The sequence below is a fragment of the Gilliamella sp. Nev5-1 genome (genome assembly GCF_001690895.1).
In the GTDB taxonomy this organism is placed as follows: domain Bacteria; phylum Pseudomonadota; class Gammaproteobacteria; order Enterobacterales; family Orbaceae; genus Gilliamella; species Gilliamella apicola_C.
In genome coordinates this window covers 45705-70558 of sequence record NZ_LZHO01000031.1, presented here as the reverse complement: position 1 = coordinate 70558, position 24854 = coordinate 45705, and the positions used below count along the sequence as shown (strand labels likewise).

Annotated in this window: 23 protein-coding genes, 1 tRNA gene and 1 pseudogene; 4 read left to right on the top strand and 21 right to left on the bottom strand. The window is 33.7% G+C overall.

The genetic code is table 11. From position 1 onward, the window contains the following. Positions 1-46: 46 nt before the first annotated feature. Positions 47-346 (top strand): hypothetical protein, encoded by a 300-nt coding sequence (locus A9G41_RS05200; protein WP_065583108.1) that lies wholly within the window; start codon positions 47-49, stop codon positions 344-346. A 333-nt stretch (positions 347-679) separates the two neighbouring features. Here the strand turns inward: A9G41_RS05200 and A9G41_RS05195 are convergent, their stop codons facing one another. After that, a complete protein-coding gene (locus A9G41_RS05195; protein ID WP_075539404.1) occupies positions 680-2074 on the bottom strand; it encodes a PTS fructose transporter subunit IIC in 1395 nt (464 codons plus the stop codon). Beyond that, positions 2067-2501, bottom strand: a complete 435-nt coding sequence (locus A9G41_RS05190; protein WP_065587950.1) for a PTS sugar transporter subunit IIA — start codon at positions 2499-2501, stop codon at positions 2067-2069. The genes A9G41_RS05195 and A9G41_RS05190 overlap by 8 nt, the downstream gene beginning before the upstream one ends. A gap of 365 nt (positions 2502-2866) precedes the next feature. Here A9G41_RS05190 and A9G41_RS05185 point away from each other — a divergent pair, with 365 nt between their 5' ends. Next, positions 2867-4228, top strand: coding sequence for an APC family permease (locus A9G41_RS05185; RefSeq protein WP_065583111.1), 1362 nt, complete (start codon positions 2867-2869; stop codon positions 4226-4228). Positions 4229-4348: 120 nt separating this feature from the next. Here the strand turns inward: A9G41_RS05185 and A9G41_RS05180 are convergent, their stop codons facing one another. The 13 genes from A9G41_RS05180 to A9G41_RS05120 all read right to left on the bottom strand — a co-directional run bounded on the left by A9G41_RS05180 (position 4349) and on the right by A9G41_RS05120 (position 16213). Further along, positions 4349-4612 carry an HPr family phosphocarrier protein gene (locus A9G41_RS05180; RefSeq protein WP_065558280.1) on the bottom strand — a complete coding sequence of 88 codons (264 nt, stop codon included), beginning with the start codon at positions 4610-4612 and terminating at the stop codon, positions 4349-4351. Between the two features lie 136 nt (positions 4613-4748). Further along, positions 4749-5687 (bottom strand): phosphatidate cytidylyltransferase, encoded by a 939-nt coding sequence (locus A9G41_RS05175; RefSeq protein ID WP_075539403.1) that lies wholly within the window; start codon positions 5685-5687, stop codon positions 4749-4751. Between the two features lie 56 nt (positions 5688-5743). Continuing rightward, positions 5744-6238: a hypothetical protein gene (locus tag A9G41_RS05170; protein ID WP_075539402.1), complete on the bottom strand. Its 495-nt coding sequence runs from the start codon at positions 6236-6238 to the stop codon at positions 5744-5746. 11 nt (positions 6239-6249) lie between these two features. After that, the gene (locus A9G41_RS05165) at positions 6250-7563 is read right to left on the bottom strand and encodes a phosphatase PAP2/dual specificity phosphatase family protein (protein ID WP_075539401.1); all 1314 of its coding nucleotides are present in this window, start codon (positions 7561-7563) and stop codon (positions 6250-6252) included. A 6-nt stretch (positions 7564-7569) separates the two neighbouring features. Next, on the bottom strand, positions 7570-9327 hold the full coding sequence (locus A9G41_RS05160; protein WP_075539400.1) for a bifunctional alpha/beta hydrolase/class I SAM-dependent methyltransferase: 1758 nt from the start codon (positions 9325-9327) through the stop codon (positions 7570-7572). A 3-nt stretch (positions 9328-9330) separates the two neighbouring features. Beyond that, a complete protein-coding gene (locus A9G41_RS05155) occupies positions 9331-9948 on the bottom strand; it encodes a CDP-alcohol phosphatidyltransferase family protein (RefSeq protein ID WP_065652918.1) in 618 nt (205 codons plus the stop codon). Between the two features lie 152 nt (positions 9949-10100). Further along, entirely contained in the window at positions 10101-10820 is a 720-nt protein-coding gene (locus A9G41_RS05150; protein ID WP_065587958.1) for an epoxyqueuosine reductase QueH, read from the bottom strand. 324 nt (positions 10821-11144) lie between these two features. Further along, positions 11145-12335: an ABC transporter permease gene (locus tag A9G41_RS05145; RefSeq protein WP_065583117.1), complete on the bottom strand. Its 1191-nt coding sequence runs from the start codon at positions 12333-12335 to the stop codon at positions 11145-11147. Further along, positions 12332-13492: an ABC transporter permease gene (locus A9G41_RS05140; RefSeq protein ID WP_065583118.1), complete on the bottom strand. Its 1161-nt coding sequence runs from the start codon at positions 13490-13492 to the stop codon at positions 12332-12334. Before A9G41_RS05140 ends, A9G41_RS05145 begins: the two co-directional genes overlap by 4 nt. A gap of 41 nt (positions 13493-13533) precedes the next feature. Beyond that, positions 13534-14511 (bottom strand): HlyD family secretion protein, encoded by a 978-nt coding sequence (locus A9G41_RS05135; RefSeq protein WP_065652734.1) that lies wholly within the window; start codon positions 14509-14511, stop codon positions 13534-13536. A 366-nt stretch (positions 14512-14877) separates the two neighbouring features. Continuing rightward, complete coding sequence (locus A9G41_RS05130; RefSeq protein ID WP_065652735.1) at positions 14878-15180, bottom strand: hypothetical protein; 303 nt, start codon at positions 15178-15180, stop codon at positions 14878-14880. A 118-nt stretch (positions 15181-15298) separates the two neighbouring features. Continuing rightward, entirely contained in the window at positions 15299-15589 is a 291-nt protein-coding gene (locus A9G41_RS14235) for a hypothetical protein (protein ID WP_065588842.1), read from the bottom strand. 264 nt (positions 15590-15853) lie between these two features. Then, positions 15854-16213 (bottom strand): hypothetical protein, encoded by a 360-nt coding sequence (locus A9G41_RS05120; protein WP_065652736.1) that lies wholly within the window; start codon positions 16211-16213, stop codon positions 15854-15856. A 600-nt stretch (positions 16214-16813) separates the two neighbouring features. Between A9G41_RS05120 and A9G41_RS05115 the strand changes: the two genes are divergently transcribed. After that, on the top strand, positions 16814-17278 hold the full coding sequence (locus tag A9G41_RS05115) for an STY0301 family protein (RefSeq protein WP_075539399.1): 465 nt from the start codon (positions 16814-16816) through the stop codon (positions 17276-17278). 604 nt (positions 17279-17882) lie between these two features. On the opposite strand, the gene A9G41_RS05110 is transcribed toward A9G41_RS05115, so the two are convergent. Then, positions 17883-17959: transfer RNA gene (locus tag A9G41_RS05110), tRNA-Ile, on the bottom strand. A 220-nt stretch (positions 17960-18179) separates the two neighbouring features. On the opposite strand from A9G41_RS05110, the gene A9G41_RS05105 reads away from it, so the two are divergent. Beyond that, positions 18180-18539: a DUF4156 domain-containing protein gene (locus tag A9G41_RS05105; RefSeq protein WP_065588071.1), complete on the top strand. Its 360-nt coding sequence runs from the start codon at positions 18180-18182 to the stop codon at positions 18537-18539. A gap of 65 nt (positions 18540-18604) precedes the next feature. On the opposite strand, the gene serC is transcribed toward A9G41_RS05105, so the two are convergent. The 5 genes and pseudogenes from serC to argC all read right to left on the bottom strand — a co-directional run bounded on the left by serC (position 18605) and on the right by argC (position 24657). Next, positions 18605-19690: a 3-phosphoserine/phosphohydroxythreonine transaminase gene (gene serC / locus A9G41_RS05100; protein WP_065588072.1), complete on the bottom strand. Its 1086-nt coding sequence runs from the start codon at positions 19688-19690 to the stop codon at positions 18605-18607. 215 nt (positions 19691-19905) lie between these two features. Then, positions 19906-21279: an argininosuccinate lyase gene (argH, locus tag A9G41_RS05095; RefSeq protein WP_065588073.1), complete on the bottom strand. Its 1374-nt coding sequence runs from the start codon at positions 21277-21279 to the stop codon at positions 19906-19908. A 200-nt stretch (positions 21280-21479) separates the two neighbouring features. After that, positions 21480-22697, bottom strand: a pseudogene (locus tag A9G41_RS05090) (argininosuccinate synthase); the annotation flags it as partial. A 102-nt stretch (positions 22698-22799) separates the two neighbouring features. Beyond that, a complete protein-coding gene (gene argB / locus A9G41_RS05085; protein ID WP_065588074.1) occupies positions 22800-23579 on the bottom strand; it encodes an acetylglutamate kinase in 780 nt (259 codons plus the stop codon). Between the two features lie 67 nt (positions 23580-23646). Next, positions 23647-24657 carry an N-acetyl-gamma-glutamyl-phosphate reductase gene (argC, locus tag A9G41_RS05080; protein WP_065588075.1) on the bottom strand — a complete coding sequence of 337 codons (1011 nt, stop codon included), beginning with the start codon at positions 24655-24657 and terminating at the stop codon, positions 23647-23649. Between the last annotated feature and the right edge of the window lie 197 nt (positions 24658-24854).

The window sequence follows — 24854 nt, the reverse complement described above, 5'->3', positions numbered from 1 at the left end:
TTTATTAATAATATATAAAAAAAATTAACTAGTTAGAAAATTTATAATGAAAACTACAGTAGTTAAATTTGCCACGACATTTAAATTAAAAGGAAAATGGAGTAAGGAAGCAAAAAAGAATAATGTAACATTGACTAAATGGATAATTAATAAATTAAATTCAGATTTTGAATTTGATTGTAATCAACATGTAGATTTACATAACGATATTTCACCTTCACAGCGATATTTTATATTACTTACTGTTCCTATAGAATACAAAGGATACTGGGTTTTAGAGTCTAGGTTATTGGAGAAAAAACTAAGAGTTTGGATCGTTAATAAATTAAATCACGGTCTTGATTAAAGTTTACTATTAGCTTTTTTCTTTTTGCCTTTAAGGTGTAGCCATTCCAAAGTGTGCCAAGCTTAATACATGATATCAGGGACAAAGGCCATGATATAGCAGAAAGAATGACAAATCATCACGATAAAAACCATTCAGAAAAACCATTGATTTTATTTAAGTTTTTTAAAACAATAGGAATCAATAACATTAATCTTTTTGCAATAGGCTTTAAATAATAAATCGTTATTAAACATAAAAAAATAAAACTAGAATAATTTAAATTTAACTTTTTTATTGTAAATTGCTACACCAACAATAATTGGTGATGTAGCACTAATAATTATTTAACAGCTAGTCAGCTTCGGGAGCAATTTCCGGTTCTGATTTTGTCGGAGTTTTTTTGGTAAAATGTAAGATCCCAGCAATAATCAATGCCCCGATAAACATATCAATTACATACCAAATCGCTCCTTTGGTTACTCCACCTAATGCCACTAAACCACCAAACGCGACTAATGAATCAATACCATTAATCATACCTAGCATACCAGCAGTTGCAGTACCAATAACAATGGCAACAATGACATGTTTTGGATCTTTAGCCGCAAAAGGGATGGCTCCTTCCGTAATACCAGCTAACGATAAAAAGAAAGCGGTAATACCAAACTCTTTTTCTTCTTTGCTGTATTTTGAGCGTGAAATAATTAATGATGATACCGCCAATCCCAATGGAGGAATAGCACAGCACATACGAAATACCCCATTTGGACCATAAACTCCCTCAGCCATAGCTGCTAAAGTAAACGCGGTTGCCGCTTTGCTACAAGGACCGCCCATATCCAATGCAGCTAATATGCCTATACCAATACCTAAGAATGCCGCGTTAACCTCTGACATACCTTTTAAGGCGGCTACCATTGCTTTAACAAACCACTCAAGAGGATAAGATAAAACATAAATATAAATGGGTGCCATAACCAATAAAGTTACTGTAGGTATTATCATCACGGGCATCACTGACGCAATTACTGGATGCACTTTAACTGTTTTAAACCATTTAACAAAATAACCAGTTAAAATACCAAAAATCATGGCGCCAATAAAACCTGTACTGACTTGATTTACACCAATTGGATTATTAACTACATATCCCATAATAAATGCCGGCGCTAAAGCGGCATTACCACCTATAGAATAAGCCATATAAGCTGCCAGCACAGGGACCATCATGGCAAAGCCATATAATGCAACTTGTTTTAAATCCGCAAAAAATTGATTACTTGGCAAAATAGTGTCATTAGCCACATCACCAGTCATTAATACAATAGAGAAAAGGATTCCTGATGCGATAATTACAGGTAAAAATTTGCTAATACCAGTATTTAATGCTCTAAATATTTCAGTTCCAATGCTATCTTTAACAACTTTTGTCGATATTATTTCGGCATTATCAAAAATATGGGCAGTATTTTTAACCGCTTCACCCGTACTAACTTTAATAATGTTTTTATACGGTTCAAGCCTATCGGCATTTTCAATTGAAATATCAGAGGCTAATATAATGACATCAGCCCGTTTAAGATCTTGTTCTGTTAATGAATTTTCAATACCTGCCGCACCTTGAGTTTCAACTTTATAATCCCAGCCACGCTTCTTCGCTTCATTTTCAATTTTTTGTTTAGCAATATAAGTATGTGCCATGCCTGCTGTACAAGCACAAATTGCAACAATCTTCTTTTTATTCATATAGACCTCGAATCTTATTTGCTACAGATTGAATATCAATTTTAAGTAAATCTTGAATAAAATCATCATCAGCTAGATTGGATGCTAATTTAGCAATAATGGCTAAGTGTTCTTTATTAGCATTTTCTGGTGCACCAATCAAAATGACTAATTTTACTTTGTTGCCATTATTCCAAATAATGCCATCAATATATTTTCCAACAACTATAAAGGGCATTTTAACCACAATGCTTTTAGCGTGAGGTAAAGCGACATCTGGCAACACATCCGTTTCCATTTCTTGTTCATGAATCATTACATCTTCAAAAAAGGTTTTGACATCAGTTAAATATGCTTGGCTAGTTTCAGCCATTAAATTAATCACTGCTGATTTTTGATTGACAATATCACGGGTTAAATCAACCGATAAAACAGGAATAGATAACATAGATAGATCCTCTTTTTGATAATAGGTTTCCGCAATGGCTTAATTTTCACTCTATACTGTAAATTTAATATACAATAATTTATATACACTCACATGGATTTTGCCTAGCAAATATTAGATATCGATCACAAATATGAAAATTGAAACTTAAGCTTTAACCAAGCAATTTGAATTTAATTAACCTAAAATAACTAGTGACATGGTTTAAAGCTTATAATCTACACGCTTTAATAATTTTTACTAAAAATTAGCTTGCATAATTATTATAATGTGGCAGAATTCCTTGCCGCTTTCAGCGGGTAAAAAGGCAAAACTATACTTAGTAGTTTTTTATTGTTTTTTGGGACAGAGGAGTAAAGTTAATCATGTCCGCAATAAAAATGAAACGAGTTTTAACCACACCTGCATTAATTGCATTTGGTTTAGCTTATATGGTTCCTTTGGGGATCTTTACCACTTATGGGGAAGTCACTGTTGCCAGCAATGGACACTTACCTATAGCCTATATTATCACCCTTGCTATGATCTTTTTTACAGCATTGAGCTATTGCCGAATGGCAAATAAATTGCCCATTGCTGGTTCTGCTTACACCTATGTACAACGTACTTTTGGTGGAAAAGTTGGATTTTTGGTGGGTTGGGCACAAATTCTTGATTATTTATTTTTACCAATATTAAATTATTTGGTACTTGGTATTTATCTTAACGAAGCGTTTCCAAGCATTCCCGCCCATGTATTTGTGCTGGCATCATTGCTTAGTGTTAGTTTTTTAAATTACCTAGGGATTAAATTAATTAATTCAGTAAATTTCACCTTAATTATCGTACAAATGATATTTATTGGGTTATTTATCTTTTTAACATTGACTAATATTAATTTAACGCCAGAAGCAATGATAAAACCTTTACAAGTCAATGCTGGTGATTTTAGCGGCTTGATGTCAGGAGCAGCAATATTATGCCTTGCTTTCTTAGGCTTTGACGCCATTGCCACTTTAGCTGAAGAGTCTAATGATGCACAAAAATCGCTACCAAGAGCCATTATATGGACAGTTCTTATTGCTGGTTGCATATTCTTAATTGTCTCATATTGTGCTCATTTAGCTTATCCTGAATGGACTGATTTTATAGATAATAAAGATACTGCAAGTTTAGATGTCGTTCGCCGTGTTGGTGATATGAGCCAACTAGGTGGAAACTTTATGTATAACTTCTTTCAAGCGGCCTATTTAACTGGTGTTTTCGCCTCAGCAATGACAGCACAAACCAGTGTCTCTAGAATTTTTTATGCAATGGGGCGTGAGGGTGTGTTACCAAAACAGATCTTCTATAGAATTCATCCACGTTTTAGAACGCCTTATTTATCAATTATCTTTGTTGCTTGTTTTTCATTACTATCATTAGTATTAGAGCTTAGTTTAGTTGTTTCTATGATTAGTTTCGGCGCATTAGTTGCATTTACTTTTGTTAATTTATGCGTAATTAAAAGCTACCTAGGCGGAAACGCAAAGAAAACAGTACCAATGCTTTTAAAATATGGTTTAATGCCTACTATTGGTGTTTTACTTTCATTATGGTTATGGACAAGCCTTGAAACGACAGCAATGACCGTCGGTTTAATTTGGTTGGCGTTTGGATTCTGTTATTTACTTTATCTAACTAAATGTTTTACTAAATTATTACCATCAATTGATCCTAATGAATTGAATTCAATCATTAAAGATTAATTTAATCTTTTTAAATAGGTCTACTTAAAAGTTTAGTTACGTCTTTTTTAAAAATGATTCCGTCGACTAAAGTCGACGGAATAATGAAGTATTTGGTATTAGCCTGATTAACTCAGTTAATTACTCACCAAAACCAGTAGCAAATAATTCACGAATTTCATCCATTGCTGCTTGTTCATCTTCACCATCACAGATGATTTCAACGGTTGAACCGCCTTTAACACCAGCTCCAAGTAAACCCATCATGCTTTTTAGCTTAATTGCTTTGTCATTATAAACAAGCTCAATTGATGATTTATAGCGACCGGCTAATTTAACGAGTGCTGTAACTGGGCGAGCATGTAAGCCTGTTGAGTTTTTAACTACCATTTGTTCTTTTAGCATAATAAAGTCCTTATTTCTATCTTAATGTTAATACAATACTTGTATTTATATCATAAATTAAACTGTTTTGCTCTTTTTTTACGTGTATATTTTTTAATTTATCTAAACTGCTTGGTTATCTACAGTTAACATAAGGTTATACCCAAAAATAGCGCATAACATGAAAAAAGATAGGTGCAGTAAAACAGACAGAATCAAGACGATCAAGCACACCACCATGACCACCAATTAGCTTTCCCCAATCTTTTACACCTCTATCACGTTTAATGGCAGACATAACCAATCCCCCCAGAAAACCTAGTAACGTAAGCATAAGTGAAATTAAACCAGCTTGTATAAAGCTAAAAGGGGTTATCCAAAATAAGCAAGCACCTAGTAAACTTGCTGATAATATTCCACCAATAAATCCTTCAATGGTTTTAGATGGTGATAAATTCGGGCTAATTTTGCGTTTGCCAAACAACTTACCAAATACGTATTGCAATACATCAGAAAGTTCAACAACTAACACTAAATAAGCAATTAATAAAAGGTTACGATCTTGATAATTATCAATAGGTAATGTTAATAGTGCTGGTACACAAGAAATACTATAAACCGTAATCATTACCCCCCATTGCACTTCAGCGATTCGTGCTAAAAAATTATCTGTTGAGCCGGTTATTGTTGCCAATATCGCTAATAATAAAAAACCATAAACAGGAATAAAAATACTAAACAATCCATACCATGATATAGCCACTAAAATATATTGCACGGGTAAAGCAATACAATAAGCAAATATCAAGACATAAAAATCATAACGATTAACAGGAGTTAAACTGAGAAATTCGCGTAATGCAATGCCTGATGCGACAAAGAATAAAAAAATAACAGCTAATTTTCCTATTAAAAAAGCAATACCAATAATTGCCACCATCACCCACCATGCATTGATGCGAGTATTCAGGTTATCGATGACTTTATTAGGGCTATTCAGTCGTTTTTTTAACAACCAACCAATAATAGAAGCCATCACAAGTAAAATACCGATACCAACAAACAATAATAAAGTATCTTTTTGATAATTAGACATTGTTGTTTTCCTTTATTGCTTGTTTAATATGATGGTACATTTTAGCTAAACGCTTGTTAACATAATTGGATAAGGCCACTGATCCATGCGCCTATTAACAACATGATTTGTATTACTAGCATAATGATTTGTTGTTTAAATAGCTTTAAGGTTCCTTGTTGACGCTCGGTAATAGTTCGTGTTGCTAATTGCTTAGATTTAATTAAATGAAAGTCCATTAATGCATTATCTAAATCAATAAGTGTATTGATTAAGCATTCATTGCTGGTAGCTAAATAATCAAATAACTTTTTGTCAAGTTTGATCCGTAATGCATAATAAACACCCACTATTCCCATAATAAAGGCCAGAAAATAAAAAACAGTTGATAATAAACTGCTATTAATCATTCCACTTGTTATCAACGCAAAAAATAAGGCGATAATGGTTAATAGTAACGAAAATATACCGATAGGCAAGCTGATAGAGAGTATACTACAAAATGTCACCAACGATGTTTGACTAACTGTTGCTGTTTTTGTTGCTATTCCTGCATCATCGTGATTTAACATATTTATTCTCTTCATGTTATTTTTGCATACCAATTCGACAAAATTAATTGTTGTTTAGCCGTAATAACCACGTTATGACGATATAATTTTACCTTAGCTATAGCCTCATTTAAGCTAGTTACTCTTTGGGTCATTAATAACCAAGCAATAATTGCCGTAGCACTGCGTGAATACCCCAACGCACAACAGACTAATAATTTGCCTTGCTTATGATATTGTTCAATAATTTCGGCTGCTTGTTGACACTCATCCATGGTAAGTGGTGTCATATCCAATACTGGAATCAATTTATAATGACCATTAAATTGAGTTATTGGTAATTCAGCACAAAGCTCTACAATCGACGTAAACTGATTGGCTTGTAATGTCTTATTAGACGGTATACTACCTAAATAAACATTATCAATAATCAAATCCGTTGGATTATTTTTAAATGTCCATAATCGTGAATTAACCCACATAATAATAAAATAAGGCAAGTATAAAATAGTAACAGCTAAATTAAAGTGGCCATTAGTCTGTTTTTGAAACCCTGCTGCGCCAAATAATAAATAATTGAGGGAAACCAACAAAAATGCACCTGAAACCCATAATAACCATAATGCCCAAGAAGAAAAGTAGATAGCAGAACAAAACGACAATAAAAACAGTAAAAAATAGGCGCTACCCCACACATATTGTTTAGGTAATTGATCGTTTGTTATTGGCGATAAATGATTGTCTGGCCATAACCAAACACAAAAGCACCCTACCCAAAGCCCAGTTGGGATGTCAAAGAAATGATGTTGCCAAGTGGTTAATACTGATAAACCGATCAATAAACACCAAATATGCAAAATATAGCGCCATATTCCTCGAAAATAACGGGCGTAAAATTGCCATAAAATAATCAATAAGGGAATATGAAGCGATGGTGCTTGATTAAAAGGTTTATCAAATCCCATTAAAATATCAAATAATAGCCCCGATAATCCATCTAATACAGGGCGCTCAAAAGAATACTTTAGCGGAAAGATCAAAAAGCAAGCTATGCAAATAATCTGAGCAGATAAAAGACGAAAACAGAGAATTTTTAGTGTTCGATAAGAACTAGCCAGCAAAATTGCAAGCCCATACATACAGTCTATCGACCAATAAGGTATGATAGACCAAGGCCATAAAGGAATTGATCTTTCCCATTCAAAAACGATACTTCCGACATCGTTACGTGTAGAAGTAAACCAGTTTGCAAAATTATAGCTAGTAAAAAAGAACACGGTCAAACTTATTAACCATATTAATTTATAAGTAATCAGCTTATTAAACCGCCATGTTACGCTAGTCATGACTAATTATTTCATTCGTTGTGCAAGTGATACAGTAAAAATGCCCCATTGATCAATACGCATGGTTATTTTTCTAAAACCAGCCGATGCAACCAATTGATCCATTTCCAGTTGCGTACGCCTGCGCATAATCCATGGCTTTCCATCTCGATGAGATGTTAAAGCTCTTGCAATAAACTCTAGCTGTGGATGCCATGGCTGATTGGTATAAATTAAATATCCTCCTTCAGGAATAGACTCAGCGAGCCCTGCTAAAGAATCACGTAACATCTGATTATCACTAAATAGCTCATATAATCCCGAAACCACAGCTAATGTGGGATTAGGTGACAATTGGGCTAATTGCTGTCGATTAAAGGCGTCTCCTTTTTCAAAACGCGCTATAGCCGTTAAGCCTTTTTCTTCTATTAATGCTCTGCCTTTTTGTACATTAATATCGCTGTAATCTCGTAATAATACAGAATTAGGTTTGTTGGCAATTTGATTAACCGTTTCTAAAATATAACGCCCGTGCCCTGCTGCTATATCAACAATATTCACAGAATGGTTCTGTTCGTGTAATTTATTGATAGCTAATTTTAATAGTTCTTCAAGATGTTCTTTACGTTGCCGAATGCCTCGCCAACCAATCGATTGAAGATAGATATAATCAAAAAAACGTCCTAATTTTGATGTTCCAGATGGTTCATTACGATAAACATAATCAAGTGTGCTGCCCGAATCAAATCCAGTATCAAATCCTAATTTGATCCCGTCTGAGAGTTTGCTAGCATATTTTAAATTAGCTTTAATAAATCGCCAATATAAAGGCTTAATCCAACCTGATGGCGGCAATATTAAATTATCAGCCTCTTGCCTTGTGTATCCCATTAAATCAGCATTGGTTAATAATGGCACGCATGGTTGATTAGCAAAACAACCAATAATAAATCGTCTTGCATAATCAATTGCTAATTTACGATCTTTTTCACCAAAAGTATCATGATAAAACCCAGGTAATATATGAAATTCTTTTTGTTCTGTACCTAAATTATTGTAAAACAGTTTTTGTTGTTTACGCTTAACGACATAATCTGAACCAGAAACTAATAACTGTGTTGGTACCGTTATCGCATTTGCATCTTTAACAATGCGATCGGACACTGCATATAAATCCAAAAGTAAGCGTACTGATATTGGTCGTGTTATTAATGGATCTTCTGTGAAAGATTGTGCTCGCTCAGCATCATGTGTCAGCAATTTAGGTTTTACATAACTATTAACAAAAAAGTTACCTTTCAAGTTATACAGTAATTTTAAACCTGGCACAGCTAATGGTACATATAATTTTATGTCAAAAGCTGGCGAACCAAGTACTAAAGCACGAATATTTGGCACATAATCATGTACCCATGCTGAAGCGATAACCGCCCCCACACTTTGGGCTATAATAGCAATATCTTCTTGGCATATATCATACTCATGCATAATATGCTCAATAAAACAGTTTGCATCTTTAATTAAAGTCGCAAAATTAGGAGCATCACCACGTTCACCCTCGGATTGCCCATTACCTCTCGCATCCCAAGCAAAAATCTGATAATCGGATAGATTTAACTCATCAGCTAGATGAGCAACTCGCCCAGAGTGTTCATGACCACGATGAAAAAGAACAATTGCTCTCGAAGGTTTAGCATTGCTGTCACTATCAACTGCTGGCCAATAACGGTAAAATAATTGACAGCCATCATGGCTAATAAATGTTTTTTCTTGCTGTTCACGCATAACTTATACCTTGTTATTTTTTGATTCTTGTAATCCCTTTCTGACTCTATTAATCACAGTAATTAATAGCAAAAAGGTAATAAGCAACAATAGTATATTGAGCCAATCAAGTGGCAATAAATAGGTAGCAATCCCCAAACTAATTAGACTAAACGCAAAAGCACGATCACTTTTACCCATTGGTCCATCATAACGTCGTGAACAACCAACCATCAGACCTAACACGCCAACATACTCCGTTAAAAATGATAACAAAACAATGGCTATCACCAAACTGGTTTCGACTTGATTTATTTGTGTAAAGATTAATAGCAACGCACAATCCGAAACCACATCACACATCTCATTCAAATAAGCCCCTAAATTTGATTTTTGGTTATATTCTCTTGCTAACATACCGTCAATAGCATTAAGCGCCATACGGATAAACATCCATATTGGAATAAGACCAAAAATCCATTGATAAGCAGCAAATCGACCAACAATAAAAGCGATTAAAATTGATCCAAAACCCGCCATTAGTGTTACCTGATTAGCGGTTATATTGGCACTATAAAGATAATCGGCATAAGGTCGAAGAAATGCTTGGAATTTAGGTTTTAATTGATAAATCGACAACACGACTAATCCTTATTATAAATGCATAACTACGATTAATTTTTATAAACTATACCATAATATTGTGACTATATAATGATTAATTCAATTTAGCCATATGGGCTTTAATGAACTAATCATACTTTCAGTTTATTTTTAATAATCTAATCAAATAGCTAAATCCCCTTTTCTAATCCTTGCTTAGCGATAGCTATCACATTTTTTAAATCAACACCTTGCGCTTTGGCAGCAAAAATGCAACCACAATAACATTGCCGATATACATCATACTCTTTGCAAAGTTCAACCGAACGCTTATAACCATTATTCTTTTTAAAATCAGAAGGAAGATAATTTACTGAAAAAAGCTCTTGAATTTCAAATCCAAGATCATTAATTTTTTGACTATTTTTTTTAGGGCTAAGCGTTAATGCACTAGCAAAATAATCGAACCCCAATTCTTGGGCTTTAATCGCTGCTAAGTCTAAACGCATTTTGTAACAAATATGACAACGCTCGCCACCTTCTGGAGCATCACGTAAATGGCTAACTTTCTTAATAAATTCCGCTGGCTGGTAAGGTGCTTCTAAAAATTGCACATTATTACCTGTTTTTTGATTAAAATCAGCAATAAATTTTTGTTGAACCATACTACGATGCTCATATTCAATTCGAGGATGAATATTTGAATTTGCAAAATAAATGGTAATATCCGCATACTGGGCTAAATACTCTAAAACATAGGTACTACAAGGTGCACAGCAACTATGAATCAATAATTTAGGCCGCACCGATTTAGATTGCCAATGAGCTATCACCTCTTTTAATACAGAATCGTAATTTACTTTATTATGTGGATTTAATTTTTCTAGAATATTTTTAGCATTGATTAACATGAGGACTCTTTTATTTATTATTTTGATGAATAAAGTCTTTATGGCGCGCTATGATATAGATATATATGCTGCGACACAAGATCAATACTTAAATCTTCATATTGAAATGTATAATTTACTTAAAAGATTTTGCTAAAAAACAAATTAATTGATATGACCACAAATAATTTAATTTAAAAAAATTGCAATAATAGATCATTTGTAAATAACCAAATGGTATAGAAAACTGAATATTTTTTACAAAATATAATAAAAATAAAAAATAGTTAAATCAATTTTGTTAATACATTGAATAAATATTATAAAACGGATATATAACAGTATTTAGCTTTCTTTACTAGCATTTGCTATCATTGCCTTTTGCACGTACCGCTTTTCTAAAATAAAAGCGATACCAAAATAGACAATAGTTAATATCCACAAATGCCAATATTGCTGGCTAAATTCAGAAAAGCTTGCGCCCATTTGGTTAATTTTTACCGAACCGACTATAGCGGGTACTGCAGGAAATATATCACCAATCAAATGAAATAAAGGGGGCATTAATTCTTTAGGCCAAGAAATCCCCGTAGTAAAAAATACAATCATACTTGATGGTAAAATTAAGCAAAATACATCGCTCACCGTATGGATAAAATGTGATAAAACTTTACCTAATGATGCGGTAGCCAAAATAAAGGGGATAATAAACGATAAAGAAACAAAAAGATGACTTAGGCGAGGTAAGTCATACCAATAGTTTGCAACTACGGTATAAATAATAAAATAAATCAAATAAAGTATTAAGTAAGTGAATAGTTTACCTAAAAGTAGTAATAGTGCAGAAGATGCTGCATCCTTCTGCTTGTGAATGAAAGCCATTTCAAAATGAGAATTTTTACTAAATAGCCGACATAATGTACTACCAATAAGTAATGTTTGATTTAAAATCAAAATAAAAGCTGCTGGAATGATATAGGTTGCATAGCCTGATTGAGGATTAAATAGGCTAATTAACTGAGTATTGAAAGGTGAAACATTATTAGTTGCTACTGCTGGATCGACGCCTTGTGCTATTTTACGTAAAATTGAAATCTTAGCACCAAAATTACTGGAAACAGTGTTAATTGCAGTTGCGACATTACTATAAATTAAAATATAGCTTGCATCACCATAATAGGAAATAGGACTAGCTTTTCCCTCTAAGATATGTTGCTCAAAACGATAAGGTATCAGTAATACCCCATAGATTTTACGTTCTTCTATAAGCTTTTTAGCAGTCTCTAAATCCTCAATATGCAAGTCTATTTTAATCGATTTATTGGCATCGATTTGCCTTACTAACTCTCGACTATAGTTAGTATTATCTTGGTCGATAACTGCAATAGGTACGTCACGTATAGCTTCATTCAAATAAGGTTGTGGATAAAAGAAGAAATAGATAAATATCCCAACAAACATGACGCTAAGTATTGCCTTGGTTTGGAAAATACGTTTTAATTCATCGTAGGAAATTAATAATAAAGATTTAATCATATTAACCGCCTACGTATCTTTCGTAGCACAAGAGTAATAAGAATTGACATCACGCTAAATTGGACAAATAAATAAACAAATGGTTCTAATGAAGTAATAAAATTTGGTTTTCTTAATGTTTGATCAAGCCGAATTTGTATATACCATGTTACAGGTAATAAAGCCCCCCAAATATAAGCAAAAGCATTCATTGAAATACGGGGGAATATAAGCCCTGTAAACCCAAAACAAGGAGATGCAAGTAAACTTGCACCGCCATAAGCTTGTGCTAATGTTGAACCAACTAGACCAAAAAAAATCCCATACAGGCATGCCGTTAAAATAAACCCCATACTACCAAGCTGAAGTAATACAAAATGCCCATTTAGTGGTAAATTAAAGTAATTAATTAACACCGTGTCAAATAGAATAAGACAAAATAAAAAATAGATAAAATAGGGAAAGATACGCCCCAATAAAAAGATAAAAATATTATGATTAGCTAATTTTAACGTTTGCTGATAGCTTGTTACAGAAAAACGATCGCGAGTGATACTTGTGACCATTACCATCATCATAATAATCTGAAGTATAGTAGGAATCAACCCACTAATTAATGTGTATAAATAATTTAATGTTGGATTATATAAAGGATGTAAACTAACTGGCACTGATTGCATTTGGCCTTGCGCAACTGATGAAGCAACCCCTTTTTCTAATAACTCTTGCAATACTATTTGACTATTAGCTGCTTTCAATGCAGAGCTCATCGACCGAAAAATAATAGTGCCAGCAGACATATACTGATTATTATAAAAAGCCACTACTTCTGGCTGATGACCTGCTATAAGATCTTTTTCAAACTTTGGCTGAATAAAAAGCACAGCATAAACATCACCTTTGATCAAAGCATGTTTGGCTGAAAAAAGATCTTGATAACGTTTAGTCACCTGTAACTGTGGCGAAGCAGCAACTTGTTGAATTAATAAGCGTGATGATTTAGTTGTATCTTGATCAACAACAGCGATAGGTACCTGAGTAATAACACCTGCATTATACATGTAAAGAAATAAAAAAATAAGTAATAAAGGATAGATCAAAATCAATAAAAATAAAAAACGTTGTTTAATTAATTTGTTGATTTCCCATCTCATCACTTGTAATAATGAGTTAGACATTAATGTCGTTTCCTTTGTGTAAAATCTCCATATAAATTATGTCAGTGAGATTGCCACTTTGTTGTGACACTCATTCCTGGGCGCAGACCTAGTACCTTATTTATTGGTTTTGCACGCATTTCAAAAGTTTTTAGGTCAAAGTCACCCGTCGCTTTAGTCGCTTGCCAATTCGCATATTGACCTAATGCATTTAACACGGTTATTCTAACATCAACAACTTGATTATTTAATGCAGGTACTTTTACCTGAAACGTATCCCCAACTTTAATATTTCCCAGCAAATCTTCTCGAATATTAAAGGTAAACCAAATATCGTTTAGATCAATAATAGAATAAAGCGGAGTACCTGGACTGTATAATTGCCCTGTTTCAGCGACTCGAGTTGTAACCTGACCGTTAATTGGAGAAACTAAAGTTAATTCATTAACATCAGCTTTTACTTGCGTCAATGCTGCTTTTGATTGTTCAACTTGCACATCGGCTAATTTTTTCTGTTCTACACTACTACCGTTTTCGGCTAATGCTAAGTTAGCTTTAGCAGCTTCATAAGCTTTAATGGCCGCTTGATATTGATTAAAGGACTCATCATAACTTTGCTTTGAAACAGTTCCATTTCTGGCTAAGCGATTAATTCGTTCATAGCTAGTTTGAGCTAAATCTAAATCCGATTTCGCTTTATCTAACTGTGCCTTTTGCACATCAATTGTTTCTGGTCTAGTACTATAAGTATTATCTCGACTTGCCATTGCTACTTTTAATTGGGCTTCAGATGTCGCTAACTGTGCTAATAATGCTGGATTTGAAAGATTAAGAAGAATATCGCCCTGTTTAACATTATCCCCTACATCATAATTAAATTGAATAACTCGACCTTGTACTCTAGCCGCCACATCAACACGGTTAGATTCAACCTCACCTTGTAATATAATGATATCAGGTTGATTTACAAAATATATAATCATAACCATGGCAATAACAGCCATGATTGCTACAATCAAAGAAAGACGTTTTTTATGCATAAATTGTGCTTATAAATGATTAGCGAAAAACTAAAATAGAGTTAATAGAGATATAATATAAAGCCAAATATTAAAATACGCAATAAAATGCGACTTTATATGGAACACGGTGTTTTTCATATTTGGAATGATTTTTGAAAATATGTGTTCTTAGTGAAGAATGAATCATTAACTTTAAAATTTATTTATTGAAAATAACTTTTAATCATAACACACTAAAAAACTAGCCATCTAAATATAAATGCAACGCTAAGTTTTCGGACAATAATTTGGATATCTAAAGCTTTATTTTAGCTATTTCAACAGTAAAGGTATAGAGCTACATGATAATAACAACACTATTCTATTTACTATTTTTGATTTTGATTAAAAAGGCAAATTTCCTTTTATCGACGAAAATTGCTCAATATTAACACCAAGTGATTTAAAATAATTAACAGCATCAATAATATCAGAGAATTTTTTAATTTGCTCAATGCCATAATCCTCTATAACATCCATCTTGCTTTCAACGATATAAAAAAGGTAAGTGCTATAAAATCCGCTTTTCTTTTTCAATGCGTATTGAAAAAAATAGCACTCTCCGTTTATTTCCTTTATTTCATCACATCCCCTGACGTTACCTTTTTCAATAGCGGAAAGTAAATTTTTAATTAAAATATTATCCATCTAAAAGTACCCAGCAGTTTACTACCCAAAGGTTAGTATTTTGTTATGTTAAGATAAAAGTTTGCTTTATTACATTTTTCAATCTTTAGATTATTGCGAATTCCAGTAAAATTAGTCATCAACTACATATAATCAACCAAATAATGGATCCAAGTAACGTTAGCACAACAATCATTTTTCTTTCAAAATGACTATGAGTTAGTTTGAAACGAAAAGCCTGCATTATAACTAGTATTAGCCCCAAGATTGCCATTACTAGACCTACATTACCAGAGCTATCTTTTGGCAAATTAGTCATGGTATTATCCATTTCTTGCATCCAATCGTATTTGCTAGAACCCATAACTAATAAGATAAAAATGCCAGCTAAGTAAATCACATAGTGTATAATAGCGATAATTTTTCTCATATAAATAAACTTGTAAAGTTGGTTAGAATTAAGTAGAAAGTGACCATAGATTATGGATTACTTTATTTGGATAATGGGATAGATCTTTTTCTCAATTACAAAAACGTTTACTATATTTAATTCTCTACAACTATTATTTATGGTAGAGTCGAAAAACAAAGTTGAGTAGAAAATCGTAATTAAATCTAAAAAGACCATCTTTATCAAATAAATAGTAGATAAAGTAAAGCTGAACGATTTAAACGCCATCCTAAACGTTCATAACTACTTATAACATACTTGACATTGACCAATTACATCAAACACATGATCATAAGTGCTTAAGATATAATGTTCATCACATTCGGTATCAAACACTTTATCAAAGCAAGATTTTTTTACCAGTTGATATTTTGATTCATCAATCATCGTAATAGTTAAACTTTTTATATCTTTGAACTTAAAATAAACTAAAACTTCACCACTTAACCCATTATTTAATTGACAAAAAGATAAATCAAGAGAAGTTACTACCTCTAGTTCCAGAGGATACATATCTAATATGACATTTTTTAGAATAAAGGCATCTCTTCCATATACTTCACCATATAGAGTCTTAATAACCTGATTATTTATTGTTAGCACCTTACTTTTATCCTTGCTTATCCATTTTTTGTTAAAAATTATTAGATATCATACAATTTTTTAAGGATCAGGATAAGGTAAAATCAAAAATGGTTAAACTTTATCTGCAAAAAAAATCACACAGTAATTTAGCCGAAAAATATAATCTGGCACCCTGCGCTTTAGATCACTAAATAAATCAAGCAAAGTGGCTCATTCAACCTACAAATCATCACAACCAGAAGAAAATAAGCTGTTTGCATTACACAAAAAGCTTAAACAGTTGCAAATGGAAAATAGCATCCTAAATGCAAACCAACATCATTATTCTGGCTACCTTATATAACTACTTAGAGGACGGCTTATATTGTCAGGCTATTTTCCTCCTGTAGAATTTAACAAACCACTTCCCCTTTAATTTTTTGTTTGCAAATGAGTTGCCATTCCAAAATATTGTAAATTTTAGCTTACTTATTCCTGTGCTTCTGCCCATAACAATTACCATACATAATTATAGAGATGAATTCTATATGCTTGACAACACTTATAATCTTTGCATAATTGCAATCTAACATAAAATTAAATGATGATTTATGCCAATATTTTAATAAGGGTTTATCAATGGAAAAAATACTAAAGATAGGTGTTGCCTCTTTGGTTTTAATTGGCGCTTTGCACACTGCTAATGCCTATGAAATTACTTGCCCAATAGCGGTGAAAGTTAAATCTGCCCAATTTGATATTGATAGTGCTCCTGACGGTTGGGAAGTTTCAGAAAAAAGAAATGAGCGTAAAGTACTTAATGCCGCAGGTATTTATTCCGATAAACCTGTTAAATTAATTCAATTAAAACCTGAAGTAGGTATTATTGATGGCAAAAAATATGAGTCAACTTGGAGTGTTAATACCATTTATGATAAAGGGGGTAACTGGATTAGCTGTGGTTATAATAGCGACGAAGTGCAATTAATAAAGAAAATCGATCCATCAATGAAAAGCTGCTGGATGACTAGTTCAAAAGATCAATTCGATAATCTACAAATTGTATTTAAGTGTAGCATGAGTGAATTACAAGAAATTCATTAAGCCTATAACTAATTTTCACTCGTAGTAAAAGATTAGTAGAGTGACAAGCTATAAACTATTTCCCGAAAAATGCAAAATCAAATTTGAATGTAGAAAAATATCAGCTCATTAAACAAAATTAATATAGCAAGCGGTGAAAAACGATGTTTTATCTGTATTAAAGCGCTTTATTGAGCGCCATTTTTTTGTTAATGGCAAGCGCAACATAATGAGACAGAAAGCTAAATATGAGTTTCTAAAAGGCTAAAAGTTAGAAATAATTAAACTAAATAGATAATCGTAATAAGAAAAGTATAACAACTCAATAGTGCTAAAACCATTATTTCTTCAACGGACATAAATGCTTATCAAAAAAGCTTAAAATAAGTATAAAATGAATAAAGATAGTAAAGAGAAATATAACTGCACAATAGTGCTATTGCTAATATTGCACAAATAAACTTTAACAATTTATTTTCACATGCAAAAACTATAATTATACTCAATACAAAGACAGCCAAATACACCCACCAAAAAACAATCAGTGATGATAAAAATACATCGAGAATATTGAATGGTATAGTCATAAACGAACTTATTTGTTAAATATAAATAATCACTTATATGGTGGCCCCTACTGGACTTGAACCAGTGACCAATCGATTATGAGTCGACTGCTCTGACCAACTGAGCTAAGGGGCCATTTTGGCGTGCTACTAAGTTAGTAGGGTTGCGATTATAATAGAGTTAAATCGAATTTGCTATAATTAATTAATAAACTAGGTTAGTTTGATTATTTCTTAATCTGAAATGTGTTTGTAAAGTTTTCCTCTCGCTTAATTACTAATATTTTTTGCTTAATGAAACTGATACAATAACTTGGTTCATTATTATTTTTTGTTATATTGGCTAAGGAAATATTATGTCTATCAAAAAATTAGTATTTGTTGGTGTTGTAATGTTAGCAACTTTGCTTTTAGGTGCGTGTAGTAGCGATAAATATCAACCGACTGCTGCTGGTCGCCAAGTTCAATTTATTGATACTAAGCCTGCAGATTCTTGCCAGTTTTTGGGGAAAATAGAGGGACGTCGTAGCAGTTTCTTTTCTGGACTTAAAACACATAGTGAACTTATTCGCGATGCGGCATCAGACCTTATGAACAAAGCTGCTACGATGGGTGGTAATGTGATTTATAATGCGCAAGATACTTCTATGCAATATATTTCGGATATTGCACCAACAGATGCAGTTATGGTTGGTGAAGTATATAGTTGCAAATAAGCTAGCTAATTAAAAAGGGAGGTCCTACCTTTCCTTTTTAATTGGCGTCACTACTTATATAGCTTTCAGCTATTTTGTTTTTCAAATTGCTGCATAAAGTCAATTAAATAATTCACCCCTTCTTGATCCATAGCGTTATAAATTGATGCACGCATTCCTCCAGCAATTCGATGCCCTTTAATACCAATAATGTTAGCTTGGCTTGCTTCGCTTACAAATTTTTTATCTAGCTCTTCATTTGGTGATAAAAAAGTGACATTCATAATTGATCTGTTAACGGTTGCAACCGTATTTCGGTAAAAATTAGATTGGTCGATATATTGGTATAGCGATTGCGCTTTGACTTGGTTACGTTGCTGCATCGCTTTTAGTCCGCCAAGTTTTTTTATCCATTTAAACACTAAACCCGACAGGTACCATGCAAAGGTAGGTGGTGTATTAAACATAGAATCGTTATCCATTAAAATTTTGTAATCTAATATTGATGGTAACATTTTTTGTGCATGACCGATTAGATCTTCACGCACAATAACAATAGTAATACCTGATGGACCAATATTTTTTTGGGCACCCGCATAAATGATGCCATATCGGCTTATATCAATTGGTTGTGATAATATGCATGATGATAGATCGGCAACGACTGTTTTATTACCAAAATTAGGCTCTTCAAAAATTTCAATACCATCAATTGTTTCGTTAGGACAATAATGTACATAAGCAGAATCATCATTTAATTGCCATTCTGACATAGGTTTGATAGCGGTTAATCCATTTTGCTTTATGACCACATTTTGCTCGTGAATTTGGCAATATTTACTGGCTTCTTTGGCAGCACACTGGCTCCAATAACCGCTATTGATATAGTCTGCATTGGTTTTATTGCCTAAAATATTTAATGGCACTGCGGCAAATTGTGCTCTAGCACCACCTTGGCAATAGAGAATTTTGTAATTATTAGGGATATCTAATATTTCACGCAGGTCGTTAGAAGCTTCAACAGCACAGGCATCAAAATCTTTACCTCTATGGCTCAATTCCATCACCGATGCACCTGTATTATGCCAATTCAATAACTCAGCTTGAACTTGTTTTAATACATCTGCAGGTAATTTTGCTGGACCTGCACTAAAGTTATAACTTTTATTCATAACAATTCACTTTAATCCATTCAAAAAAGAATTCTATTTTTACACCGACTTAACAGATATACAATCAAATTTTTTAAGAAAAAGATGCATAAGTCTATACCTTTTGGCTATTTTATTCCTGTAATCAAAAGCTATTGCTTTACATAGCATTATTGATTTAATTGGTATAAAAATACCGGCAAATGCCGGCATAGTTATGAAGAAGAGTGAAAAGACTAGGATAATTGTTGCTTTGCATTTTTAATTGCTAATTTGACTTGTTGTGGTGAAACCCCTCCTTTAGCGCAACGTTTGGCTAAGCATGATTCTAACGATAATATTGAATAAACGTCATTACCAATAACAGGGCTAAATTTCTGTAATTCCTCAAGCGAGAGCTCTTCAAGTGCCTTTTTCTTGGTGATTGCATCAATTACTGCTTCACCAACAATATGATGTGCTTCCCGAAATGGTATACCTTTGGCAACTAAATAATCAGCAAGTTCGGTCGCATTGGAATAACCTTGTTTAGCCGCTTCTTGGCAGTTTGCATAGTTAATTTTAATATCTTCTAATACTAATATGGCAATATCTAAACATTCATGCCAAGTATCCAGTGCATCAAATAGATGTTCTTTATCTTCTTGTAGATCTTTATTATAAGCAAGCGGTAAACCTTTCAAGGTCATAAGCGCTCCAGTTAATGCGCCAGTCACTCGACCTACTTTGCCACGAATTAGTTCTAATGCATCGGGATTCTTTTTTTGTGGCATAAGTGACGAGCCCGAAGTAACGCGATCAGATAATTCAACAAAGTTAGATTCACCACTGTTGAAAATGATAAGATCTTCAGCAAAACGTGATAGATGCACCATACCAATTGAAGCATTATTTAATAGCTCAAGAATGTGATCTCGATCAGACACCGAATCTAAACTATTATTTGTTGCTACCGAAAAACCTAACCAATTTGCTAATTGATCGCGATCCATGGGATAAGCAGTTCCAGCCAATGCACCTGTCCCTAATGGGCTTACATCTAAGCGTTTTAAAGTATCTTGTAAACGACTAACATCACGGGTGAGCATTTCAAAATAAGCTAAACACCAATGTGCAAATGTGATTGGTTGTGCTCGCTGTAGATGGGTATAACCAGGCATAACGGCATTTTGATGTTGTTTTGCAGTTGTAACAAGAGATTGTCGCAATTGATTAATGGTATTAATTAAATAAGGAATTTGATCTTTACACCATAGTTTTAGGTCAGTGGCTGATTGATCGTTGCGACTTCGACCTGTATGCAATTTTTTACCCAAATCACCAATTTTTTCGATCAGTTTTTGCTCCACCCAACTGTGTATATCTTCAGCATCACTTTGTAAAATCTGATTGGGATCTTGTTGTACCAAAACCAGTAATTCGTTCAAAGCTTTTTCTAACTTTTTTTGCTCATCATAAGATATAACGTTAACAGTCACCAATGCTTTCGACCAAGCAATTGAACCAATGATATCTTGCTCTGCAAGACGATAGTCAAAGCGCAATGAATCATTAAAATGCTTAAATTGTTGATCTGCCGCTTGGCTAAAACGCCCACCCCATAATGCCATAATTACCTCTATATTATTTTTAATAACTAGTTAAACAAGTACAATTTTATCTAAAATAACAACATACAAACATTAGCCTGTATATTGTTGTTATTTTATTTGTGATATCGGAAATCACTTTTTTACTTTTGTTGCTATGTTTTACTCACCGGTTCCGCTGTTTTAATAGATTTAGCTGATTTGGTCTTTTGAGCTGGTTGTTTTTTCTTATCTTCATTTAAAGCTCGTATACGTGAGGATAACGAGAATAGACGAATAAAGCCACCTGCATGGCTGTGATCATAAACTTCATCTTCTCCAAATGTTGCAAACTCTTCATTATATAGACTATTCGGCGATTTTTTTTGTACTGCTGTTGCATTACCTTTATAAAGTTTAACAACAACTTCGCCTGTCATGTCTTGTGCTAATACTTCAGCGGCCGCTTGAATTGAACGTCGATATGGAGCAAACCAACGACCATCATAAACAACATAGGCCATTTCAATTCCGAGTTGTTCGCGCCATTTAAAGCTGTCACGGTCTAAGATTAATTGCTCTAAACCACGTAATGCTATCATCATTATTGTGCCGCCTGGAGTTTCATAGCAACCACGTGATTTAATACCAACTAGGCGATTTTCAATAATATCTACGCGACCAACACCATGTTTTGCACCAATTTTATTCAGTGTTGCCACGCAGTTGTAAGGCGATAATTTTTTGCCATTTACCGACACTACTTCACCTTTTTCTATTCCAATAGTAACCAGTTCTGGTTTATCTGGCGCATCTTCGGGCGAAACAGTCCAAGCCCAGCAATCAGCATTAGCTTGGTTCCAAGTACTTTCTAGCACACCGCCTTCAGTCGAGATATGCCATGCATTTTCGTCACGGCTATAAATTTTTTCAACCGTTGCCGTGGTTGGGATTTTACGAACTTTTAAATAATCAATTAATGCTTCACGTGAACGTAGATCCCATTCACGCCAAGGTGCAATGACTTTTAGTTGTGGTGCAAGTGCGGTGTAAGTTGTTTCAAAGCGTACTTGGTCATTACCTTTACCTGTTGCACCATGACATAGTGTATCTGCACCAACTTCTAATGCATATTCTACTTGTGCTTTTGCAATAATTGGACGAGCCATCGAGGTACCAAGATAATAAGTGCCTTCATATAAGGCGCCTGTTTTCAAAACAGGGTATACATAGTCTTTAACAAATTCTTCTCGTAAATCAACCACTTTACAAGCCACAGCCCCCGAGGCTTTAGCTTTCTTTTCGACATCTTTTAATTCTTTGGGATCTTGACCTACATTAGCAACAAAAGCGTAAACTTCACATCCGCCATAGTTTTCTTTTAACCAAGGAATAATTGCTGATGTATCCAAACCACCTGAATAAGCTAATACAACCTTTTTTGTTCCACTTTTTTTCATGTTACACCCTTTCCAAATTAACTTACGATAAATAAATGCGTTAAAGATATATACTTTTATATTTGCATTGATGATAACTAGCCTAATACAAATACTTATTATTTAAGCAATAATTTTTGTACCCGTTGCTCCTGATATTCCATTAAATAATTTAATAAGTTGATCGGACTCTTTCCAACTGGCAATTACAATCGGCTGCCCCAGTTCTTTAACTGCTTCAAAAGCCGAATTCACTTTTACCACCATACCATCGGTAATAATACCTTTAGCGATCAATTGATTCGCCTGCGATTGTGTTAAAGACTCAATCCGTTGCTTATTTTCGTCAAACACGCCAACGACATCAGACAACAATATTAAGTCTGCACCTAAAGTTTTAGCGAGCGCTACCGCAGCATGATCGGCATTAACATTCATCATTTGCCCACTTTCGGTGATGCCAATTGAGCTAACAATTGGCAAATAACCTGCATTAACAAGTAAATTTATTAATGTAGGATCGCCTGCTTGAGCTTCGCCAACATAACCTAGCTCTTCTGAAATTTGTTTGACTTTAACACTATTACCATCAGCAAGGCAGAGCCCAACACTTGGTATTTGATGTTTTTTAGCCTCAGACAATAATTTGGTGTTTGCGCTACCAGCAAGGCTTCCTACAATAACATCAATTTGATCAGCTGGCGTTACACGTAGCCCATTTCGGCGTACTACGGGTAAAGAAAGCCTATCCATTAATGAATCAACTACCGTACCACCGCCATGAACAATAATTAAAGATCGTTGATAATTCTTTTTATATTCACTAATAACAACAAATAATTGGCTTAAGGCATCTTTGTTATCAAGTAATACGCCACCAAGTTTTATAATTAATGGTCTCATTTTAGTTTCCTAGTAATTTAACTTATTGTTAAGATGTTCAAAATTTAAAATAGAAATTAGTCCATTTTTATAATAATGCGGTTGTTTCATCAAAACCATACCGAATGTTCATGCACTGTACAGCCTGCGTTGCTGCGCCTTTTAATAAGTTATCCTCAACAGAAATTAAGATTAAATGACGATCTTTTAATACAAAGCCAATATCGCAATAAGGCAAACCAACAACAGATTTTAATGCAGGCCAATCTTTTTGATACACTCGAATTAAAGGTTTATTTTGGTAATATTTATTTAAAGCAGCAAGAATATCTTGTGATGTTACACCCGCTTTTACTCGGCAAGTGATTGTGGCGTGGATACCTTGTTTAAAACTACCTAAATGCGGTGTAAAAATAACTTCTTGCCCTAAATGCGTTGCAATTTCGGGCTGATGGCGATGAGTAAATACCCCATAAGCATGTAAACTTACTTCGCAAAATAAATTATTATGTGAAGGCTTTCGGCCTGCGCCACTCACACCACTTACAGCATTAATTACCGGCCATTGTGAATTATCCAATAAACTCTCTTCGATTAACGGTTTTAGTGGTAATTGCGAAGCGGTAGGATAGCACCCAGGCACAGCAATAAGCTGTGCATGTTTGATCTGCTCAGCATTCCACTCAGCTAAACCATAAACAGCTTTATCTAACCATTTAGGGTGTTGGTGCGTGAAACCATAGTAATCGCTATAAAAAGTAGCACAATTCACCCTAAATGCGCCTGACAAATCAAATACAGTGCAACCATGCTCTAAAAAGTAAGGAGCAATATTGTGACTAACGGTATGTTCGGTGGCTAAAAAAACAATATCAACATCATTGATATAAGCAGAATAATCAGACGTGGCTATAAGTGGCAGATCAATAACCCCTTTTAGCTGAGGATGTAGCTCATAATCAGAAATCAGCCTGCCACCATCTTGACTATTTTCCGACACAATTAAAGCGGTAAGTTCGACATGGGGATGCTTGTGCAAATAATAAGCTAATTTTGCGCCCGCATACCCGCTTGCACCGATAACAATTGCCTTTAACATATTAATCCTTATTAATTCTTACGCAATAATTGTGCATATAGTAAGCCATTCAAAAGACTAACACAAGCACAAAATGAATTTTTATTCACTTTTTATGAATTTAATTTCATTATTTCTATCAGAATTGATTTTAAGATAAGGCTTAAATGCTAAAACATTTTTTGCAAAAATAAGGTACAAACAAATAATGTTAATAC

Coding starts and splice junctions, on each gene's coding strand:
- argB (WP_065588074.1), bottom strand. CDS start 23,579: ATGAGACCATTAATTATAAAACTTGGTGGCGTATTACTTGATAACAAA.
- A9G41_RS05180 (WP_065558280.1), bottom strand. CDS start 4,612: ATGCTAAAAGAACAAATGGTAGTTAAAAACTCAACAGGCTTACATGCT.
- argH (WP_065588073.1), bottom strand. CDS start 21,279: ATGGCATTATGGGGTGGGCGTTTTAGCCAAGCGGCAGATCAACAATTT.
- A9G41_RS05165 (WP_075539401.1), bottom strand. CDS start 7,563: ATGACTAGCGTAACATGGCGGTTTAATAAGCTGATTACTTATAAATTA.
- A9G41_RS05145 (WP_065583117.1), bottom strand. CDS start 12,335: ATGATTAAATCTTTATTATTAATTTCCTACGATGAATTAAAACGTATT.
- A9G41_RS05185 (WP_065583111.1), top strand. CDS start 2,867: ATGTCCGCAATAAAAATGAAACGAGTTTTAACCACACCTGCATTAATT.
- A9G41_RS05195 (WP_075539404.1), bottom strand. CDS start 2,074: ATGAATAAAAAGAAGATTGTTGCAATTTGTGCTTGTACAGCAGGCATG.
- A9G41_RS05175 (WP_075539403.1), bottom strand. CDS start 5,687: ATGTCTAATTATCAAAAAGATACTTTATTATTGTTTGTTGGTATCGGT.
- A9G41_RS14235 (WP_065588842.1), bottom strand. CDS start 15,589: ATGAGAAAAATTATCGCTATTATACACTATGTGATTTACTTAGCTGGC.
- A9G41_RS05160 (WP_075539400.1), bottom strand. CDS start 9,327: ATGCGTGAACAGCAAGAAAAAACATTTATTAGCCATGATGGCTGTCAA.
- A9G41_RS05170 (WP_075539402.1), bottom strand. CDS start 6,238: ATGTTAAATCACGATGATGCAGGAATAGCAACAAAAACAGCAACAGTT.
- A9G41_RS05105 (WP_065588071.1), top strand. CDS start 18,180: ATGTCTATCAAAAAATTAGTATTTGTTGGTGTTGTAATGTTAGCAACT.
- A9G41_RS05190 (WP_065587950.1), bottom strand. CDS start 2,501: ATGTTATCTATTCCTGTTTTATCGGTTGATTTAACCCGTGATATTGTC.
- argC (WP_065588075.1), bottom strand. CDS start 24,657: ATGTTAAAGGCAATTGTTATCGGTGCAAGCGGGTATGCGGGCGCAAAA.
- serC (WP_065588072.1), bottom strand. CDS start 19,690: ATGAATAAAAGTTATAACTTTAGTGCAGGTCCAGCAAAATTACCTGCA.
- A9G41_RS05200 (WP_065583108.1), top strand. CDS start 47: ATGAAAACTACAGTAGTTAAATTTGCCACGACATTTAAATTAAAAGGA.
- A9G41_RS05140 (WP_065583118.1), bottom strand. CDS start 13,492: ATGTCTAACTCATTATTACAAGTGATGAGATGGGAAATCAACAAATTA.
- A9G41_RS05135 (WP_065652734.1), bottom strand. CDS start 14,511: ATGCATAAAAAACGTCTTTCTTTGATTGTAGCAATCATGGCTGTTATT.
- A9G41_RS05150 (WP_065587958.1), bottom strand. CDS start 10,820: ATGTTAATCAATGCTAAAAATATTCTAGAAAAATTAAATCCACATAAT.
- A9G41_RS05115 (WP_075539399.1), top strand. CDS start 16,814: ATGGAAAAAATACTAAAGATAGGTGTTGCCTCTTTGGTTTTAATTGGC.
- A9G41_RS05130 (WP_065652735.1), bottom strand. CDS start 15,180: ATGGATAATATTTTAATTAAAAATTTACTTTCCGCTATTGAAAAAGGT.